Raw genomic sequence first — 17,768 nt, forward strand, 5'->3', positions numbered from 1 at the left:
ATAAATCCCTAATCCTGAGGTAAAATAGAAAGCGGGAGATTTATTCTAAACTAAAAGATGGAGAGCTTAGAGCCGGAAAAAGATAAAATTAATAAGACCAAAAGCTATATCATGATGCTTTTGGCACTGTTGCTATTCATCTTCGCTATTGATTTGCTCACAGTAGCAATGAGTCATTTGAATAATGACGTAGCCGAAAATATCCTACTCGCTACAAGAAACCCTTTTGTAAGTTTATTTATTGGGCTTTTGATGACTGCCCTAATTCAAAGTAGCTCTACCGTCACTGCCAGTGTTGTAGCAGTGGTAGCGGCTGGCAACCTTACCTTAGAGCAAGCAGTACCTATGGTCATGGGTGCCAATATCGGAACGACGTTAACCTCTACGCTGGTTTCCCTTTCTTATATAATGAATAAAAAGCAATTCAAGCGTGCCCTGTCTGCGGGAATGCTGCATGATATCTTTAATATTTTCACAGTTATTCTTCTTTTGCCGCTTGAGATCTATTTTGGTTTTTTATCTAAGGTTTCAATCCAGATTGCACATTTATTCACTCCAGATGAATCCTACACAGGACCCATCGTCTACAATAAAGTATTTACCAGACCGATTACAGAATGGATCTCGAGCACTATAGATATTCCATTCCTGACCATGATTATCTCCATTTTCATGGTTTTTGCCGCCATAAAGATCTTATCTACATCAGTTTATAAGGCATTCGTTCTGAACAGTTTTCAGGACATTAATAAACTGATTTTCAAAAACCCTTACATGGCTTTCATTTATGGGACTTTCTTCACCGCTGCTGTACAATCGAGTACAGTCACCACTTCCCTGGTTGTCCCTCTTGTAGCCAATAAAAAGGTATCTGTCAAAAAATCCTTCCCTTTCATCATTGGAGCAAACATTGGCACGACCATAACTGCTGCTATTGCTGCTATTTATAAAACAGAAGCCGCCATTGCGCTAGCTTTAGTTCACTTTCTTTTCAACTTTATTGGGGCTCTGATATTTCTGCCTTTTCCTGCAGTGAGAAATATTCCGATCAGACTGGCTCTGTCTATGGGAAAAGAATCGGTGAAAAGTAAATTTTTAGGTTTTGCCTATATCCTTTTGACTTTCTTCATTATTCCGTTTCTACTGATATATTTCAGTAACGATTAAGTAGCTCGCCAGGAATTCATTAATGCTTTTGCAGAGCTAGTCCCAATCCTATCAGCACCAGCATTTATGAGTTGCAGAGCAAAATCCAGCGTTTTGATGCCTCCACTTGCTTTGATACCCACATTGGAAGATAAATTTTCCCGCATCAATTTGATATGTTCCACTTTTGCGCCAGCGGAGGCATAGCCAGTAGATGTTTTCACAAAATCTGCCCCAGCATCCTGACACATCAAACTAGCCTCAATAATTTGCTCTTCATTCAAATTGGCTGTTTCTATAATGACCTTGAGAATTCTCTCTTCCTCGTGGCAAATTTTGGCTATCTGAGCAATTTCTATTTTTGGCCAAATCATCCCAGAATGATAAGCCGTTTGAGACCACACCAAATCTAATTCATCTGCACCTTGACGGATTGCTTCTTTGGCTTCAAATACCTTCGTCGCGGTATCGGTGTATCCAAAAGGAAACCCAACCACCGTGACTAATTGTATGTTTTCTTCGCCTAAATCTCTCCTTACTTTTTTCACCCAAAAGGGAGGAACGCAAACTCCCACAAATTGCTCATCAATAGCTTCTTTAACTAATAAATCCACCTCCGTTCCAGTCATCGTAGGCTTCAAAAGTGTGGATTCCAAAAAGCGATTCAACTTATTCATATTGATTTACAAAGTCATTCAAATAGATAAACTCAATAGTCAAGTCCCCATCCCGTGCAATCGTCGCTCGCTCTAGAATTCCAGAATTATCTTCCAAAAGCGCTGGAATCACCCATTTCATCAATTGAATTCCAAATTCCTGGCTAGCTTCTCGAGGCAACTCACAAGGCAAATTATCAATAGCCATGACCGATATGCTTGTCTGACTTCCAAAGGCAGGAATTTTCTCTCCCGTTTGGCGATCCACATCATACACTGGATCAGTGATTGTGCTGGACGTGATCGTAGTCGGAATTGATCCGCCCACATCACAGCTCACATCAGCAATCACGGAAAGCTGAAAATCCTCGCCTGAGATATCCTTCAATTCAAATAATCTTGGAGCATCTGGATCCCAGTAAGCTCCGGAAATAAGCATCTCGCCCGCCTCTGCAAATTTCTGGAAGTGGCTTTCATACTTTTCAGGGAAGGTGTAAAACTCCTCCTTGTCAAACCCTCCATCTGATTTCCTTCTATTATAATCTGCAGAGCTCAAATTAACATACACTGGCTCTTCAAAATAAAGATGCAGGAAATCATGCACCGAAACTTCGCGAATCTTTAATGAATTCAAAATCTCCTTGGCACCGTTTCCAACACGTCCCGAACCAGTAAGAATAATTTTCACCGGTGGCAATTGCACTTTGGCAAGCTCAGCATGGAGTTCCTTCAGATCTGCGCATTCATAAGCCCGCTTAATCTCAAAAAGGTCAGTCTTCTTTCCATAAGTCCAAAACGCATTGTATGCTCCAACTATACCAGCCCACCTTCCAAAAGCCACTACACGATTTCCCAGCTCATTTTTCAATACTTCATAATCAATCAACCGGATTTTTTTGTCCAGTACTGCTTGGAGTAGTTTTCTATTGTAAGGTTGTTTTTTGATCGTATGCGAAAAGAAAAAAAAAGTTTTCCCCTCAATCAAATTGGAAATAGGAACTTCCTTTACCCCAAAAAGAACATCACAAGTGGAAATATCCTCAACTACTTCAATCCCTGAATCAACAAATTCCTGATCTGTAAAAGCCCTAACAGGACTAGCTTGCACTTGTATGCTGATCTTCCCGGCATATTCCTCCTGAATCCTCTTCAGTTCCTCTGGCGTAAAAGGAACACGTTTATCTGGTGGGTTTTTTCCTTCGCGGATTATTCCGATTTTCATCTGTTTATAATTTGACTTTTATTAGCCATATGGAATCTCGCATGGTTACTAATTATTCCTTCGTGTATCGTTTGCGACATGCTCGATTTCATAAAAATTATAGTGGCTACGAAATTAATATACTACAATGAGTTATGTACTGCTAGCACTAAGTTGGATCATTTTTTACACAGCCCATTCTCTGATGGCAGCATCCAAGTTAAAAAGAATTTTGGAGGTAAAATGGGGAGACGCTTACAAATGGTATCGATTAGTTTATACCTTAATTTCACTGATACTATTCATTGGCATTATGATTCAAGCAGTCTTAATTCCGAAAACTACCTTGATTTCAAAAAGCGACTTTACAGACTATCTTGGATATATGCTGGCAGGATTTGGAACAATCATAGCTACTAAATCAAGCAAAAACTACTCAATGAAGCTATTCCTTGGAATTACCCCTAGTGTAGAGAATTCTGAAGAATTGATTACAACTGGTCTTTATGCCAAGGTCCGGCATCCTCTCTATTCTGGATTGTTGTTGATTTTTCTAGGGTATTTTCTATTCTCAGGAAGCCTAACTTCCGTGGTACACCTAAGCTGTTTGGTTCTCTATCTACCTTTTGGGATATACTTTGAGGAAAAGAATCTTGTACTCCAATTTGGCGAAGCTTACCAAAACTATAAATCAAAAGTCCCTGCGCTTATTCCAAAGTTTTGGTAATCAAATCCTGATCAGTTTTAAACCTGAGAAATGAATTTGCCAATTAAAAATTGACTTAGTCCAGTCTAGGCAAACTCAATTTATATTTCATCGACAGCATGCGGATTGCAATAATTACTGAGATCGAGATCAGTAAATTAATATCTCTCGCGACTTCAAATGAATTGATAATTAAATAAACTATCGCACCTGCCAGGCAAGCAGAAGCATAAATTTCCTTCCTAAATAGAATAGGTATTTGATTTGTCAAGGTATCTCGAATTACCCCACCCATCACTGCAGAAAACATCCCCATGATAGCAGCAATCTCAGGCCTCATGCCTAGACTGAGCGCTTTTTCCACACCAAGTACTGTGAAGAAAGCAATTCCCAGGGTGTCAAAAAGAAAGAAAGTTTTACGAAGTCTACTCAGGAAGCGTGGAAAAATAAAGGCAGCTAAAATACCGATAAGAATTGCATACAGAAACTTTACATCTGCGATCCAAACCAGTGGATAACTGTCCAACAAAATGTCTCTAAGTGTACCGCCGCCAATGGCAGTAATAAATCCTGTAAACCCAGCACCAAATAAATCATGCTCAAGCTCTCGGATTGCCAATGCCCCTGAAATTGCAAATACAAATGTTCCAACCAGTTCTAATGCGTATTGTAAATCCATAGTCTGAGCTTTTTGTTGGCTGTTTAAAGTTCTTTTTTCATCACAAAAACTCCCATTTCCCTTTGATCCAGCACCAGAACTGTTTTAGGCGCTTCCAAGTAGGTCAATCCAAGTTGCTTAAATTTCTCCAGATGTGCTTCACTAAGTAAAAACCTTTCAGACCCATCAGGTAGCGCGAATCTTCCTCCTCCAAGATCATGGCTTTTTTCCAAAATTCCCCCAAAAGCCGTCGTCATTCGAAACCACAAGGTCCCGCCAGGTTTTAGAACTCTGAGCATTTCATCTATCATCTTCCAGAACTTACTTTCATTTTCGGCAAAATGTAGAACAGCAGAACAGATCACAGCGTCAAAGGCCGATTGGTGAAAAGGTATCTCTTCCAAGCCAGCAACCTGAAATCGATATGCATCATAACTTTTATTCAGGCTTTTTGCCAGGTAGCGACAGTATTGAACTGCCGTTTCGTTCTGATCAACCCCAAAAACCTGATAACCAGCATTGATGAAGTAAACTGCATTTCTACCTTCCCCGCAGCCTGCATCCAGGATTTTCATATCTGTAGAAAATCTTCCCTTCAGAATCTGATCCAAGAGGTAGATGTCGATATTACCAAGTAATTTATTGAGTTCGGAAATGTTCATTTTCCCAGTTGTCTAAGGCTTGAATTGCTTTTTTTCTCCCAATTTCTATCAGTTCCTCCGCTCGATGGAATTCCAATGTTCCAGCTTGATTTCTTGCTATTTGAATCGATATATCAACTTTATGTTTTTCAATCAACAAAGCAGAGAACCGATCTTGAAGCAAATCAAACGAGCGTGTCATCAGGCTTATGGAGCTGAGCGAGGTTTTCTTTTGTTCTTTCACCTGCTCAGGAAAATACTGTCTCATCTTTGTGCGGTAATCTGCTACCCAAGCTGGCATAGAAATAAAGCTTTTACCAGTTGCATCTTTTTTAGGTGGAATAACCAATTCCGAATCCCCAGCATTTAACCCCACTACTACGATCATATTTTCCTCTGACTGGCGCAAAAGTGAAAGGGGAACGGGATTTAGCACTCCGCCATCAATTAACTCCTGTCGATGAAAGCGAGCTGGCTGAAAAACCGTAGGAATACTCCCTGAAGCACGAATGGCAGCATACAAGCTTCCTTCTCGAAAAACCACTTCCTTTCCACTGATATAATCTACTGCATTGCAATAAAAGGGGATCTCAAAATCCTCGATTTGACAGTCCTGAACCACTTTTTTTAAGGCATTATAAACCTTTTCTCCTTTGATAAATCCTCTCGAAGAAAAAGTAAAATCCATCAAAGAAAACACATCCAGCCGATCCAAATGGCAAATCCAATCTTTGAATTCGGCCAATTTTCCTGCAGCATACATTCCACCAACTAATGCGCCAGCTGAACAGCCCGCAATCTCAGCAATGTGATAGCCACGTTTTTCAAGCTCTTCGATGACACCTACATGCGCTAATCCCCGCGCTCCACCGCTGCTCAAAACCAATGATACAGATTTCCTTTTCTCCATACTTTTTAGGGAATAAACAACTAAATTGACGCCGAAAAACCTCAACCAAAGTACACATAATGAGCCAATTTAAACCCTTCCACCTTGCTTTCCCAATCCGGGATATTGCAGAAACCCGCGCCTTTTATGGTGATTTACTTGGATGTGAGATCGGTAGAAGCACTGATAAATGGATAGATTTCAACTTCTTTGGTCACCAGCTATCCGCTCATATCAAACCTGAAGAATTAGCCTTGGCGCATACCAATACTGTGGATGGGAAATATGTTCCGGTTAGGCACTTTGGAGCAATACTACCCTGGGCAGAGTGGCATGAATTAGCCGACAAACTCAAAGCACATGGAATCGAGTTTGTTATAGAACCATACATTCGATTTCAAGGAGAAGTGGGCGAGCAAGCTACTATGTTCTTTTTGGATCCTTGTGGAAACGCACTGGAATTCAAATCCTTTCAGGATGAAACTCAGATTTTCGCCAAGTAATACTTCGTTTTGAAAAATCACTACCTAGATACCGGCATAGGAAGGATGATAGAAATAGAGGGCAGAGAGCATCTCTATTTCAGTGGTACATCCTATCTGGGAATTGTTCAAAACAATGACTTTCTGGATATATTGGCTGATCGATTGTTTGATTTTGGTTCGAACCATGGGCAAAGTCGACTTAATAATATTCGTCTCCTTATATTCGATGAGTTTGAAGAAGCCTTTGCTGCATCCGCTGGAGCTCCAGCAGCGGCGGTTTTTAGTTCAGGTTATTTGGCAGGAATCGCTGCATGGAAATCCTGCTATAAAAATGCTGAAGTAATTTGGATCGCTCCTGATGCACATTCTGCAATTGTACCAGATGAGTTATCTCCTTCTACTCAATTAAATTTTGTACAATGGAAAAAATCTTGCTTAGAACTATCTCATGAGCTATCAGCGCGCAAAATTTTACTAATTGGCAATGCATTGGATCCCTTTCTCTGTGAGATCCACGATTATAGTTGGGTAAAAACCATCGCTAAAAAACACGAAGTTACTTTGCTGATAGACGATAGTCATGCCTTCGGCACCATTGGCAAAAGCATCTACGGCACGTACGAAAACTGGGATGATCCTAACATCAATCTAGTGGTGACAGGCTCACTTGGAAAAGGGTTAGGCCTGCCAGCAGGTATAATCCTTGGAAATGAAATCCATATCGAAACCATTAAGTCCACCCCGCTTTTTGGAGGTGCATCCCCAGGGTCACCAGCGCATCTAAGCGCTTTTTTGGATATGGAGCATATTTATTTGGAGGCGAAAAGCTGGCTGGAAGATGCCTGTGGAATATTCGCCCAAGAGACAGCCGAGATTGCGCAAATCAGCGGAAGTAGGGCATTTCCGGCATTTGCGTATTCAGATCCCTCTTGGGTGAAAGAGTTTGAAAAAGCAGGCATCATCACTTCTTCTTTTCCATACCCTACAGTAGAAAGTCCATCTGTGAACAGAATCGTGATTTCAGCCTTTCATGAACTAGGTGATATCATGTATCTCAATCAAATCATCCAAGGGTTGGTCAAGTAAGTGAGCCTTCAGCCATTTTACTTCACTTCGAAAAATAGATAAATTTAAAAACCATGGAAGTATCAAAGGGCAAAGAACGATTCGAAAGGCATCTCACTCCTTACTTCAAGTATTGGTATAAACTCACGCTCCCAAGTGCTTTACTCTTCGCTTTGGCAACACATTTCACAATTAATAGAGCTATTTCATGGGAATTTATCGTTGAAAGAAACTTCTATTCTACATTCATCTGGTATCTTATTCTCACCAGTATCTCGAACTATTACATTTTCTATAGACCTAACTTGAAGTATCATCAGAGTTCAAGTAAAAATTCAAGTTAAATGAAAAAACCACCTTTCTTATACCGTTCATTTTTCAATTTCTGGTTAGTTTATATACTTCCTGCCAGTATTCTTACGATTATCCTCACGCAGCTTTTCAAGGGCTCCATCAGCTGGGAATTCTTTAAGCTTCCATCCACTTACGTCAAAATGCTGATCTTTCAGGTGATTTTTGGGTTGTGGATGTATTTTCGAGACTTTAAGCCAAAATCACAACAATTTAAAGATGGGCTCTGATCAGCAAATCAATATTGCCAAATGAAAAACAGTAAGACAAATAAACCTTCTAGTAATCAGAAAATTCCTTTTCTATATCGCTCCTTTTTTAATTTCTGGCTAGCGGTAGTTTTGCCTGCAACAATCATAGCACTGATTATTTCTAAGCTCTATTATAACAATACGATCAATTTAGATCCTCTAAGAGAACTTAACACCTGGTTTTACTTTATCATTCTGCAAGTGTTTGTCACGTTTTTCACTTACCTGTGGGTGTATAGATTGAAGGCAAAAAAGTACCAAGAGTAGACTGCAGTTAATCTACGGAATGAAAAATATCCCACTTACGAGTAGAAGGCAAAACAATATAATTTTAAGCCAAATCCAGACTTGATGAAAATCTCTCTTTTAGCTATTCCAGTTCTTCTTATAGTCACTCTTTCCTGCCAAGGAACAAAATCTGAGGAAACCACAATTTTTGAGAGTTTAGACAAGTTACCATCTGTTTCGGTGAAAGATGTCTCTGCCTTTTCCTTAGGAAATGAGAATGTCCTAATCAGTGGAACTCATCAGGAAATTACCTTAGAAAGCATTCAGCTTTTGAGTGGTATTAGCGCAGCAATCAAAATCGGGGAAGAGACGAGTTGTCTGGAAAACCCAACTTCCTTCACTAAATATCCATTTGCTGCAAAGCAATTTTTCCAACTTGAAAATCAAGGTGTGGAAATAAATCAGCTCCAATACTTAAATAATGATAAGCTTGGAGTCACGCTACTATACTCCATAAAGAATGTGGAAAACTCTGCGAAAAACGTTCAGTTTCAGGTTCAAGTAAATACCGACCTTAAACCTAGTGTATTGAAAGACAGCACGTTTGGCCGTGACGCAGCAGATCAGGTTATTTTTGATGAATTGACAGGAATTTTCACAGCAAAAGATGGGGCAAACGACTGGTATGCAGTCTGGGGAAGCTCCCAGGATTATACTATAGAACCAATCAATTCAAATTGCACCCTAGAAGTATCCGAGCTCGGTGCAAGTACTGGATTAGAAATTTCCATAGAATTGGCAGCAAATGAGGAGCGGGTAATTCCTATTTTCATTGCAGGTTCTGACCAAGGTGAATTCACAGCCATTGAGACGTTAATTGATCTTCGGGCTGAAATACAAACCGATTGGGATGAGCGTTTTGCTGTGATAGATTCTCTTCAACGCACTTCCAAAATCAACATTCCAGATGCAGAAATTCAAGAAGCATATGAATGGAGTAAGTACAAAACAGGATTAGTTGAATTTGAAAAGGGCTTAAAACGGCATAGTAGAGGAGATGACGATAATGAGGAGTTATATAAAGTGATTGAACTGCTGAGTAAGGATTTTGTGGAAAAGGTAGATCAGGCCATTTTCTCCACCAAAGGGCCGAGACACTTATCCCCAGGGCATGTGATGATTCAGCCTTTACTTTTAATCTCTCCTTTTGGAATACTACCTGACATTGAAAACCGAGTGACATACATTCGTCCAAATTTGCCAGCCGATTGGGAGAGCGCTTCACTAGAGAATCTATGGATCGAAGACAACGAAATCAGCATTTACATCAATTCTGCGGATAAACAACTGACCATAGAAGTTACCCAAACGCAAAAGAAAGCAGGAATTTCCATCGAGCTTCCAGAGAAATACACGAAGGTAAAAGTACTAGGCAAGGAAGTAAGTAACGACACCAAAGATGGATTCCGAAGAATTTTGATGACGGGAGATCATGTGAAGGTAGAGGCAATGTTATGAATTGAATTGTAATTAGTTAGTAAGTATATTATGAGTATTATTCTTACTAGCCATGAAAAAGCTCTTCATACTTTCGATTTCTCTTCTTACCACATTTACCACTTTCGGCCAAGAAACCATAGTAATTGCTAACCTCTCCGGGGTTCCCAATAAAAAAGACATGATCCGTGTCAGTATGGATTTTATAAGTTACCAACTGGATGAAAACCTGAGCGCTAAGGTGAGTAGCTCATCTGAAATTCCGACCCAAGTGACGGTGATGAAAATCCAATCCAACGGAAAAATCACCGAAAGAGAATCTTTCTGGGTTTATGATGATTCCTATCAAATCACAGGAGATGTAGAAGACTTTTCCTCCCTAAAAATCAGTCCCAATCACCCTTACAATGAAATAGAGAGCGCATTTTATAACTCAGACAAAGAAAGACAAAAGGAAATCATTTCTGAAAACCTAGACAAAGCTGTGGGTGTGCAGCTCATGGCCTCGTCTGTGTCCTATTATTCAGATGAAGAATTGGAACAGCTATTAGCTAAGATTCCAGGGTCTTTTCATGCTACAGACTACTACACCAAGACCAAGACTAATTTACTCACGAAGGATGCCCCAAAACCAAAAGTTGGGATGAAAGCCATCGATTTTGAACTGGAGAGTCGCGCTGGCGCAATGGTTTCCCTGTCAGATTTCGATGGGAAATATAGACTGCTGGATTTTTCGAATTCGGGATGTGGCCCATGTTTCATGGCACTGCCTGATATCAAAGAAGCTTATGAAAAATACAGTTCAGAAATAGAAGTTATTTCCATCTGGGATGACAAAACCAAAGACATTTGGATGAATTCTTCCAAAAAACACAAAGAACAAATCATCTGGACAGACTTATGGGATGCCGGGGGGCTTGTATCCAGCTTGTATCAAATCCAGATCCTTCCTTCCTATATTTTAGTCAATCCTGATGGGGAAATAGAAAAGATCTGGAACTCGTACAAAATAGGCAAAATAGTACGCGAAATGGATTCACTCTTTGAGAAAAATTAGACTCATTTTTCCTGACCAAAAGCTGTGAGAATCAGGCTTCTGCTTCCTGCATTCCTACGAAATTCACAAAGATAAATTCCCTGCCAAATTCCCATGTTGAGTTTTCCACCGGAAATGGGGATTTGTAGGCTTGTGTCAAAAAAACTGGCTTTAATGTGCGCAGGCATATCATCCGGACCTTCGTAAGTGTGGATAAACCGTGGATAAGATTCTGGAATTAACTCATTTACAAAGGTCTGGAAGTCCTTTCTGACCGTAGGATCAGCATTTTCATTGATGGTCAAGGCCGCCGAAGTATGCTGGATAAAAACCTGTAGAAACCCGGTTTTAATCTGAGCTATTTCCGGAATCGCATCTTCCACTTGCTCGGTGATCAAATGATACCCTGATGGATAGGATGGTAGGTGAAGTTTGTGCTGGAAAAACTGAGTCATATCATAAAGATATAACTCAGATAAACAGATTTACCTTTTCCAACCAATTTGATTTAGTTTGAAAATAGAAATTCAAAAGCAAGGACACTTCCTGACTGTGGTACTTTAGACTCTTTTTTTACTCTTTTTTGCCAAGGGATTATATTCCAAAGCTTTTTCCACCCAAAACTCCCAGTCTTCATCCATATCGAATCCTTCTGGATCCACATAAACAAAGCCTTTCATCGGTCTCCCGGTGAACTCCATTGGACGACAACCTTTTCGCTTCATGCATTCCTCCTCAGCAAATTCCCCTACCCGCACCATCAACCTGTCTTCTTTGGTATGCTTATCCTGATTTAGACCAATGCACATTTTATCTTCCACCATGAAAAGCATTCCTCCCATCATTCTTTTGGAAGTAAACGAAACACCATGTCTCCTAAAACTAGTAGCCAATCGCTCAGCTAAATACTCATCGTAGGCCATAGAGAAGAGTTAGTTTATCATTTCACAAGAGCAAGATAAATTGAAGGGCCATCGCAAGGCGCACTTCCACCAACCAACATCCCATTTTCTTCAATTGTCAAGTACTCAAGATTGGCAGAACAGCTGTTTCTCAACCTGTCCTCAGGAAAAAACAATTTATAATGGGTGCTTTTACCGCCAACTTCATATATCAACTCTTCCTTTTCAAAGAACCCAATGATTGAATCATCTCCGACAGTTTTTAAAAAACTACCGTCTTTTTTGAATAGATAAGTATAGCTAGAGTCTGTTACCGACTGAAAACCTGAATCTCCAGCAAAGCCAATCCTCTGCCAACCTGCTATCTTCCAAGTCTGAGGAAATTCATCATACGGATCTTGATTTTCCTGACAGGAAAATATAATTGTCGTAATCAGAAGAATGAAAAGGGAGCGCCTCATGAAGGGTCGATTAAAATATACAAACCAAATACGAAGCTTAATCTCAAATCGCTACAAATCAGATCTTCTCAATGAAGTTTTCCAAAACCCCAACCTCATCGATTCCAATTCTCACTTTGTCTCCCACTTCTAAGGTAAAATCATCCGGTACAATTCCTGTTCCCGTCATGAGAAAACAACCAATCGGAAAGGTGTTCCCGCGGAAAAGCCAGCCTGCTAATTCTTTTGGTTTCCGCTTTAACTGTGTCAGAGGAGTCTCCCCAACAAAAGCTAAAACATCATCCCGGAAGATTTCCAATCGGATATTCGCAGTTTCTTCAATCGCTTTATCTGTAATGAAAAGACAAGGCCCAATCGCAGCACAACCTGCATAAACCTTCGCTTGAGGCAAATAAAGAGGATTTTCTCCTTCTATGCTTCTACTGCTCATGTCATTGCCGCAGGTATATCCTTGGATTTTTCCGGAGGGAGACACCACCAAAGTCAATTCTGGTTCTGGTACATCCCAAGTAGAATCCTTACGAATATTCACCGCAGATCCAGGAGCTGAAACACGGCTGGCAGTAGCTTTGAAAAATAGCTCCGGACGATCGGCATTGTAAACCTTATCGTAAAAATCTGCTCCACCAGCATCTTGAGATTCTTCCATTCTAGCAGTACGACTGCGGAAATATGTCACACCAGCAGCCCAGATTTCCTGATTTCCCATAGGTGCCAAAATACCTTTCTCCAGAAATTCATTTCCTTCTTCAGAAGGTATTTCTTTCCAGGATTTGGATTCAGTTACTAAATTCTCTTTTAGGTTTTCCTGAGCCAGAAGCTTATCCCAATCCATTGCTGGGCCTAAAAAAGTTTGATTTTGATACTCTAAGAGTGTGCCCTCAGGCAGTTTATAAATTTTCATAGGTTAATAGGGTTTGATCAGAAATTTAGGAAAAAGAATTGAGAGATGAGTCAAAGACTCAGACTAAACCCATTTTATCATCTTACAACGTAGTCTTTGGTAAAATCAATTTTCCACTCCCCAGATTTGCGTAGCAGTTTTTCCACATTACCTTTGCTATTAGATCATAGGGGGTGCCTTAACAAAACGGGCTGAGATCATACCCATACGACCTGATCCGGGTAATGCCGGCGAAGGGAAATGAACAAGCGTAGTAGAAAAGAGAATCATTAATCCGAAGAGGTACCCTTCGGGACTTTTGATTTTGTCATTGCTACAGGGTAAACAATAACGGGGAGCTTCCCTAGAGCTTTCTCATGTTTCACTCAATCTTCCGAAAGGGAAAATTACACATGAAAAAAGTACTGTTAAACCTGGCATTTTGCCTGTTTGCAATTTCCACTTGGGCACAAAATAGTCTCAGTGGAAAAGTAGTGGATGGCTCAAGCGGCGAACCACTAATCGGAGCGTCAGTCTGGACCGAAAAGCAAGGCCGTGGAGCGGTGACGGATGAAAACGGAAATTTTATAATTACCAAATTAAAAGAAGGCGAGATTCAACTCCGGGTGTCGTATGTTGGCTTTGAAACACTTCAAAAAAGCCTCAGCGTGCCTTTAGCAGGAGAATTAAGGCTAGAGCTAAATCCAACAGATCTCCTGTCAGAAGAGTTTATTGTCTCTGCGACTAGAGCATCTGCGACTACTCCAACTACTTTCCAGACGATTGATAAGGCTGAACTTGCCAAAAGAAATCTGGGACAGGACATCCCGATTCTTTTGAATTTCACCCCATCTGTAGTGACAAATTCTGATGCTGGAGCCGGAATCGGCTATACCAGCATGAGTATCCGCGGATCGGACCAAAGCCGAATCAATGTGACCGTCAATGGTATTCCTATGAATGATGCAGAATCACATGGCGTATTTTATGTCAATATGCCGGATTTTGCTTCTTCCGTAGACAATATCCAAATCCAGCGGGGTGTTGGAACCTCCACTAACGGAGCTGCAACCTTTGGAGCCAGTCTGAACATTCAAACAGATACCCGGAAAGATGAACCCTATGCTGAAATTTCCAATTCTGTAGGTTCCTTTAATTCTTGGAAGCATACAGTAAAAGCAGGAACAGGACTTTTGAATAACCGGTTTGCGGTGGATGCCAGACTATCCAAAATCACCTCTGATGGCTATGTGGATCGCGCATTTTCTGATTTGAAATCTTTCTTCGTCTCTGGAGGATACTATGGTGAAAACCACGTAGTAAAATTGAATGTTTTCTCAGGAAAAGAACAAACCTATCAGGCCTGGTGGGGACTTCCGGAATCAAAGCTCGAAGAGGATAGAACCTATAACTACTACACGTACGACAATGAAACTGACAATTACCAACAGGACCATTATCAACTGATTTACACCGGAAAAATTGGTTCAAATTGGAAAACAAATGCTGCGCTTCATTATACTTATGGGCGGGGCTATTACGAGCAGTTTCGTGAAGATGATGATTTTGCAAGTTATGCTCTTCCTAATGTAGTAATCGGAGGAGAAACCATTTCCAGCACGGATATCATCCGCAGAAGATGGCTGGACAATGACTTCTTTGGAGGGATTGCTTCTGTCAATTATATCTCGGATGATGGGAAATGGGATGTCATCTTAGGCGGTGGAGCCAATCGCTACGACGGAGATCACTTTGGCGAAATCATTTGGGCGAGAATTGCTGGAGAAACCAATATTCGGGATCGGTATTATGACAACAATGCTGTGAAGGACGATAGAAATATCTATTTGAAAGCAACGCACGAAATCAGTCCTGGATTGAATCTCTTTGGGGACTTACAGTTGCGTGGGATTGATTACACATTTTATGGAGTCAACGACGATCAAAGAATCGTAGATGGCAATCAAACCTATACCTTTTTCAATCCAAAATTCGGTTTGAGCTATGAGCGAAGCAATGGGCAGGTTTGGTATGCGAGCTATGCTGTAGCGAATAGAGAACCGAAGCGTTCGGACTTTACGGATAATCCCATCACAGAAATCCCTAGACCAGAACGATTGAATGACATCGAAGCTGGCGTAAGAGCTCAAAAAGGCAAGTTTAATTACAACGCCAATTTCTATTACATGGATTATAAAGACCAATTGATATTAACTGGTCAGATCAATGATGTGGGAGCATACATTCGAGAAAATGTCGCGAATTCTTATCGTGCCGGAATCGAGCTTTCGGGTGGTTATCAAATTTCGAAGGCCCTTACTGTAGGTGGAAATCTGACACTGAGCCAAAACAAGATCAAGGAGTTTACCGAGTATGTGGACGATTACAGCACAGAAGAATTCCAGCAGGAGGCGTTTACTTACGAGGATACGGATATTGCGTTTTCTCCAAATGCTATTGCATCTGCAATCCTAGAGTATAAACCAATCGAGAACCTTTCGTTGAACTGGATGTCGAAGTATGTTGGAAAACAATTCTTGGATAACTCAGCCAATGACAGTAGATCACTGGATTCTTTTTTCACCAATGATATCCGAATCAGCTACCAAGTGCAACCGAGATTCTTCAAAAGCTTAGAAGTGAACTTGATGGTCAATAATATCTTCAATGAAATGTATGAACCAAATGGCTACACGTTTAGCTATTACATTCCCGGAGATTCTGGAAGAGAATTGATTACAGAAAACTACTATTATCCGATGGCTGGGACCAATTTTATGTTGGGGCTGACTATGAAGTTTTAGAAAAAAATAATCGAAGCGCTGAATTACTCCAGATATTTTTGGAAAAAATCAGCGCTTCTTTTTTGCTTTAGAAAGATGAATTTTTCAAATCCCAAAACCCTTTTTAATTTCCTCCAAAGCAGCTACCGCATCCTTTTCTTTTGCAAAATCAAGTGCTAAAAACTTGGCTCCATTTGATAGCAATACACATTTATAGATAGTTACATCGCGCGAAAGAGTTGGGCTAATCCCATTTGGAGTATTTGTACTTCGAAAGCTGTGTAGAATCAACTCCGCATTCTCGATCTTAGGTAGCTCTTGCCAATCTCCAATTTTAATCCATAGTATACTTTGATATGCTTTAAATCTGTTCCTATGAAAATCAATTTGAGTTCCTGTATAAATTGAAACCATAACCAACCCAACGAAGAAAGAACCACCGCCAACAATTCCTATCTTTTGCGGATCTGTACTGACTTGATGGAAGACTGGAACAAGTAAAACAATGATACCAGCTGATATTAAAATGACACCTAATAATCGAGGGCCATTAATTCCAGAACTTCCAGTTTTATAGTTGAATCGGGACAAAGTGATCTTGGTTTAGGGTTTATGTAAAGGTTTTCGCATTTTCTTTACATATAAGAGACGACATGTAAAGCGGCTTTACATAGGTCTTGAAAAAGCTTGAGCAAAAGATTTATTCAAGCTGAAAAATCTTTTTGGCCTCTGTCTCAACCTCCGCGCTCCTGGCGATTATAAAAAGAATGCATTAATCCGGAAACACACTTTTATCCATTCCTGGCACAATACGAAGCGCATTTTTATAATATAATTTCTTCAAGACTTCATCCGAAAGTCCCAAGCCATACATTGCCCAAAAAGCGTGATACTTTTTGTAATAAGGGAAGTATTCATCATCTGTTTCCAACACTCTGAAATAGGTGTAATACTCTTCCTTGTTGTAAGCATCTTTTCCAAAAAGCACTCTATCCTGATATTTTTCAAAAAATTCCTTTGCACGTCTAGGTTGCCTGCCAAACTCAGCGATAACTGCCCCAATTCCAAAATTGACATTTGGGTATTTCTCCAAATGAGCACTGGCTGCATCCAGATCGTTTGCCATCCAACCCATGTGTGCGTTGATGAATGTAGTCCCGGGATGCTTTTCAAAAACATGGTGCTGCTCAGCCATGATTTGCTCAAATGGTGCTGGATTGTCATCTCCTCGTGCCCTATTAGGGTGCGTTTTCAACTCTAACCAACGCTCATTATTAGCATCCATTTCCTGCCAAAACTGCGCTGGGTCCGCTGAATGGATGATTACCGGAATCCCCAATTCACCAGCTTTTGCCCACACGGCATCTAAGTCAGGATGATCCACAGGAACGCGATTTCCATTCACATCATTCACATTCAGACCAAGACTTTTATAGATTTTTAGCCCACTTGCTCCGGCGGCCACATCTTCTTCCAGCTCCTTCACTGCGATCCGAGTCCAGTTTTCATCTCCAAATCCTGCAAAATTCAAATTGGTGAAAACCATAAATCGACCAGGTGCATGCGTGTTAAATTCTTTAATCATGTCCTTGATATAATCCTGCTGGGAATTGCTATTTCCCCGTCCAAAACCTCTTCCACTTAGATTGACCAGAACCCCCATGTTTAACTCATCCATTTCCCCAACCAGCTGATCAATCCTTTCTTCATTGATTCCTCCCTGATGACTGTGAATGTCTACGAATGGAAACTTTGCTCTTTGAACTGGGTGCTCAGGGACTTTCAGCGTAGATGGAGGGTTATATTCCTCAAAACTCATTTCTTGAGCTAGTAATGCATTTCCGAAGAAAAGAAAGGCAGATGCAAACAATAGTTTTGTAGAGGTATTCATAGACTAGCTTTTAGGGTTCGATAGGCTTGCTTACGCAA

At 40.5% G+C, this 17,768-nt stretch carries 21 protein-coding genes and 1 riboswitch; of the genes, 10 read left to right on the top strand and 11 right to left on the bottom strand.

Features of this window, described 5'->3' with window-relative positions:
* Positions 1-57: 57 nt before the first annotated feature.
* Positions 58-1,167 carry a Na/Pi symporter gene (locus QOL76_RS04755; protein WP_283411885.1) on the top strand — a complete coding sequence of 370 codons (1,110 nt, stop codon included), beginning with the start codon at positions 58-60 and terminating at the stop codon, positions 1,165-1,167.
* On the opposite strand, the gene deoC is transcribed toward QOL76_RS04755, so the two are convergent.
* Both deoC and QOL76_RS04765 read right to left on the bottom strand, forming a co-directional pair.
* Positions 1,164-1,823 (bottom strand): deoxyribose-phosphate aldolase, encoded by a 660-nt coding sequence (gene deoC, locus QOL76_RS04760; RefSeq protein ID WP_283411886.1) that lies wholly within the window; start codon positions 1,821-1,823, stop codon positions 1,164-1,166. The two genes, QOL76_RS04755 and deoC, sit on opposite strands and share 4 nt — an antisense overlap.
* On the bottom strand, positions 1,816-3,024 hold the full coding sequence (locus QOL76_RS04765; RefSeq protein ID WP_283411887.1) for an NAD(P)-dependent oxidoreductase: 1,209 nt from the start codon (positions 3,022-3,024) through the stop codon (positions 1,816-1,818). Before QOL76_RS04765 ends, deoC begins: the two co-directional genes overlap by 8 nt.
* 127 nt (positions 3,025-3,151) lie before the next feature.
* On the opposite strand from QOL76_RS04765, the gene QOL76_RS04770 reads away from it, so the two are divergent.
* Positions 3,152-3,730 carry a methyltransferase family protein gene (locus tag QOL76_RS04770; protein WP_283411888.1) on the top strand — a complete coding sequence of 193 codons (579 nt, stop codon included), beginning with the start codon at positions 3,152-3,154 and terminating at the stop codon, positions 3,728-3,730.
* Positions 3,731-3,785: 55 nt separating this feature from the next.
* Here QOL76_RS04770 and QOL76_RS04775 read toward each other — a convergent pair whose 3' ends face one another.
* Genes QOL76_RS04775 through QOL76_RS04785 form a run of 3 tightly spaced genes read right to left on the bottom strand, consistent with a single transcriptional unit; the run spans position 3,786 to position 5,918 of the window.
* Entirely contained in the window at positions 3,786-4,388 is a 603-nt protein-coding gene (locus QOL76_RS04775) for a trimeric intracellular cation channel family protein (RefSeq protein WP_283411889.1), read from the bottom strand.
* A gap of 23 nt (positions 4,389-4,411) precedes the next feature.
* Complete coding sequence (locus tag QOL76_RS04780; RefSeq protein WP_283411890.1) at positions 4,412-5,029, bottom strand: class I SAM-dependent methyltransferase; 618 nt, start codon at positions 5,027-5,029, stop codon at positions 4,412-4,414.
* A complete protein-coding gene (locus QOL76_RS04785) occupies positions 5,007-5,918 on the bottom strand; it encodes a patatin-like phospholipase family protein (protein WP_283411891.1) in 912 nt (303 codons plus the stop codon). Before QOL76_RS04785 ends, QOL76_RS04780 begins: the two co-directional genes overlap by 23 nt.
* Before the next feature lie 59 nt (positions 5,919-5,977).
* Here QOL76_RS04785 and QOL76_RS04790 point away from each other — a divergent pair, with 59 nt between their 5' ends.
* The 7 genes from QOL76_RS04790 to QOL76_RS04820 all read left to right on the top strand — a co-directional run bounded on the left by QOL76_RS04790 (position 5,978) and on the right by QOL76_RS04820 (position 10,831).
* The gene (locus tag QOL76_RS04790) at positions 5,978-6,400 is read left to right on the top strand and encodes a VOC family protein (RefSeq protein WP_283411892.1); all 423 of its coding nucleotides are present in this window, start codon (positions 5,978-5,980) and stop codon (positions 6,398-6,400) included.
* Positions 6,401-6,409: 9 nt separating this feature from the next.
* Entirely contained in the window at positions 6,410-7,468 is a 1,059-nt protein-coding gene (locus QOL76_RS04795; protein ID WP_283411893.1) for an aminotransferase class I/II-fold pyridoxal phosphate-dependent enzyme, read from the top strand.
* Between the two features lie 53 nt (positions 7,469-7,521).
* On the top strand, positions 7,522-7,791 hold the full coding sequence (locus QOL76_RS04800; RefSeq protein ID WP_283411894.1) for a hypothetical protein: 270 nt from the start codon (positions 7,522-7,524) through the stop codon (positions 7,789-7,791).
* Positions 7,792-8,028 (top strand): hypothetical protein, encoded by a 237-nt coding sequence (locus QOL76_RS04805; protein ID WP_283411895.1) that lies wholly within the window; start codon positions 7,792-7,794, stop codon positions 8,026-8,028.
* A gap of 21 nt (positions 8,029-8,049) precedes the next feature.
* Positions 8,050-8,316, top strand: a complete 267-nt coding sequence (locus tag QOL76_RS04810) for a hypothetical protein (protein WP_283411896.1) — start codon at positions 8,050-8,052, stop codon at positions 8,314-8,316.
* A gap of 84 nt (positions 8,317-8,400) precedes the next feature.
* A complete protein-coding gene (locus tag QOL76_RS04815) occupies positions 8,401-9,795 on the top strand; it encodes a hypothetical protein (RefSeq protein WP_283411897.1) in 1,395 nt (464 codons plus the stop codon).
* Between the two features lie 52 nt (positions 9,796-9,847).
* Positions 9,848-10,831: a TlpA family protein disulfide reductase gene (locus QOL76_RS04820; RefSeq protein WP_283411898.1), complete on the top strand. Its 984-nt coding sequence runs from the start codon at positions 9,848-9,850 to the stop codon at positions 10,829-10,831.
* Positions 10,832-10,833: 2 nt separating this feature from the next.
* Here QOL76_RS04820 and QOL76_RS04825 read toward each other — a convergent pair whose 3' ends face one another.
* From QOL76_RS04825 to QOL76_RS04840, 4 genes are all read right to left on the bottom strand, one after another.
* Complete coding sequence (locus tag QOL76_RS04825) at positions 10,834-11,265, bottom strand: secondary thiamine-phosphate synthase enzyme YjbQ (RefSeq protein ID WP_283411899.1); 432 nt, start codon at positions 11,263-11,265, stop codon at positions 10,834-10,836.
* Positions 11,266-11,370: 105 nt separating this feature from the next.
* Positions 11,371-11,733 carry a TfoX/Sxy family protein gene (locus QOL76_RS04830; protein WP_283411900.1) on the bottom strand — a complete coding sequence of 121 codons (363 nt, stop codon included), beginning with the start codon at positions 11,731-11,733 and terminating at the stop codon, positions 11,371-11,373.
* 17 nt (positions 11,734-11,750) lie between these two features.
* Positions 11,751-12,173, bottom strand: a complete 423-nt coding sequence (locus QOL76_RS04835) for a hypothetical protein (protein WP_283411901.1) — start codon at positions 12,171-12,173, stop codon at positions 11,751-11,753.
* Between the two features lie 58 nt (positions 12,174-12,231).
* Complete coding sequence (locus QOL76_RS04840; protein ID WP_283411902.1) at positions 12,232-13,077, bottom strand: fumarylacetoacetate hydrolase family protein; 846 nt, start codon at positions 13,075-13,077, stop codon at positions 12,232-12,234.
* Between the two features lie 159 nt (positions 13,078-13,236).
* Positions 13,237-13,333, top strand: a riboswitch (TPP riboswitch).
* 136 nt (positions 13,334-13,469) lie between these two features.
* On the opposite strand from QOL76_RS04840, the gene QOL76_RS04845 reads away from it, so the two are divergent.
* A complete protein-coding gene (locus QOL76_RS04845; protein WP_283411903.1) occupies positions 13,470-15,860 on the top strand; it encodes a TonB-dependent receptor in 2,391 nt (796 codons plus the stop codon).
* A gap of 84 nt (positions 15,861-15,944) precedes the next feature.
* On the opposite strand, the gene QOL76_RS04850 is transcribed toward QOL76_RS04845, so the two are convergent.
* Both QOL76_RS04850 and QOL76_RS04855 read right to left on the bottom strand, forming a co-directional pair.
* Positions 15,945-16,430 (bottom strand): hypothetical protein, encoded by a 486-nt coding sequence (locus tag QOL76_RS04850; RefSeq protein ID WP_283411904.1) that lies wholly within the window; start codon positions 16,428-16,430, stop codon positions 15,945-15,947.
* A gap of 181 nt (positions 16,431-16,611) precedes the next feature.
* Positions 16,612-17,730, bottom strand: coding sequence for an amidohydrolase family protein (locus QOL76_RS04855; protein WP_283411905.1), 1,119 nt, complete (start codon positions 17,728-17,730; stop codon positions 16,612-16,614).
* Positions 17,731-17,768: the final 38 nt, after the last annotated feature.

Source organism: Algoriphagus winogradskyi (assembly GCF_900182815.1).
Classification (GTDB): Bacteria; Bacteroidota; Bacteroidia; order Cytophagales; family Cyclobacteriaceae; genus Algoriphagus; species Algoriphagus winogradskyi.

Coding starts and splice junctions, on each gene's coding strand:
- QOL76_RS04810 (WP_283411896.1), top strand. CDS start 8,050: ATGAAAAACAGTAAGACAAATAAACCTTCTAGTAATCAGAAAATTCCT.
- QOL76_RS04755 (WP_283411885.1), top strand. CDS start 58: ATGGAGAGCTTAGAGCCGGAAAAAGATAAAATTAATAAGACCAAAAGC.
- QOL76_RS04770 (WP_283411888.1), top strand. CDS start 3,152: ATGAGTTATGTACTGCTAGCACTAAGTTGGATCATTTTTTACACAGCC.
- QOL76_RS04835 (WP_283411901.1), bottom strand. CDS start 12,173: ATGAGGCGCTCCCTTTTCATTCTTCTGATTACGACAATTATATTTTCC.
- QOL76_RS04825 (WP_283411899.1), bottom strand. CDS start 11,265: ATGACTCAGTTTTTCCAGCACAAACTTCACCTACCATCCTATCCATCA.
- QOL76_RS04775 (WP_283411889.1), bottom strand. CDS start 4,388: ATGGATTTACAATACGCATTAGAACTGGTTGGAACATTTGTATTTGCA.
- QOL76_RS04765 (WP_283411887.1), bottom strand. CDS start 3,024: ATGAAAATCGGAATAATCCGCGAAGGAAAAAACCCACCAGATAAACGT.
- QOL76_RS04785 (WP_283411891.1), bottom strand. CDS start 5,918: ATGGAGAAAAGGAAATCTGTATCATTGGTTTTGAGCAGCGGTGGAGCG.
- QOL76_RS04830 (WP_283411900.1), bottom strand. CDS start 11,733: ATGGCCTACGATGAGTATTTAGCTGAGCGATTGGCTACTAGTTTTAGG.
- QOL76_RS04780 (WP_283411890.1), bottom strand. CDS start 5,029: ATGAACATTTCCGAACTCAATAAATTACTTGGTAATATCGACATCTAC.
- QOL76_RS04805 (WP_283411895.1), top strand. CDS start 7,792: ATGAAAAAACCACCTTTCTTATACCGTTCATTTTTCAATTTCTGGTTA.
- QOL76_RS04815 (WP_283411897.1), top strand. CDS start 8,401: ATGAAAATCTCTCTTTTAGCTATTCCAGTTCTTCTTATAGTCACTCTT.
- QOL76_RS04790 (WP_283411892.1), top strand. CDS start 5,978: ATGAGCCAATTTAAACCCTTCCACCTTGCTTTCCCAATCCGGGATATT.
- QOL76_RS04800 (WP_283411894.1), top strand. CDS start 7,522: ATGGAAGTATCAAAGGGCAAAGAACGATTCGAAAGGCATCTCACTCCT.
- QOL76_RS04845 (WP_283411903.1), top strand. CDS start 13,470: ATGAAAAAAGTACTGTTAAACCTGGCATTTTGCCTGTTTGCAATTTCC.
- deoC (WP_283411886.1), bottom strand. CDS start 1,823: ATGAATAAGTTGAATCGCTTTTTGGAATCCACACTTTTGAAGCCTACG.
- QOL76_RS04820 (WP_283411898.1), top strand. CDS start 9,848: ATGAAAAAGCTCTTCATACTTTCGATTTCTCTTCTTACCACATTTACC.
- QOL76_RS04840 (WP_283411902.1), bottom strand. CDS start 13,077: ATGAAAATTTATAAACTGCCTGAGGGCACACTCTTAGAGTATCAAAAT.
- QOL76_RS04855 (WP_283411905.1), bottom strand. CDS start 17,730: ATGAATACCTCTACAAAACTATTGTTTGCATCTGCCTTTCTTTTCTTC.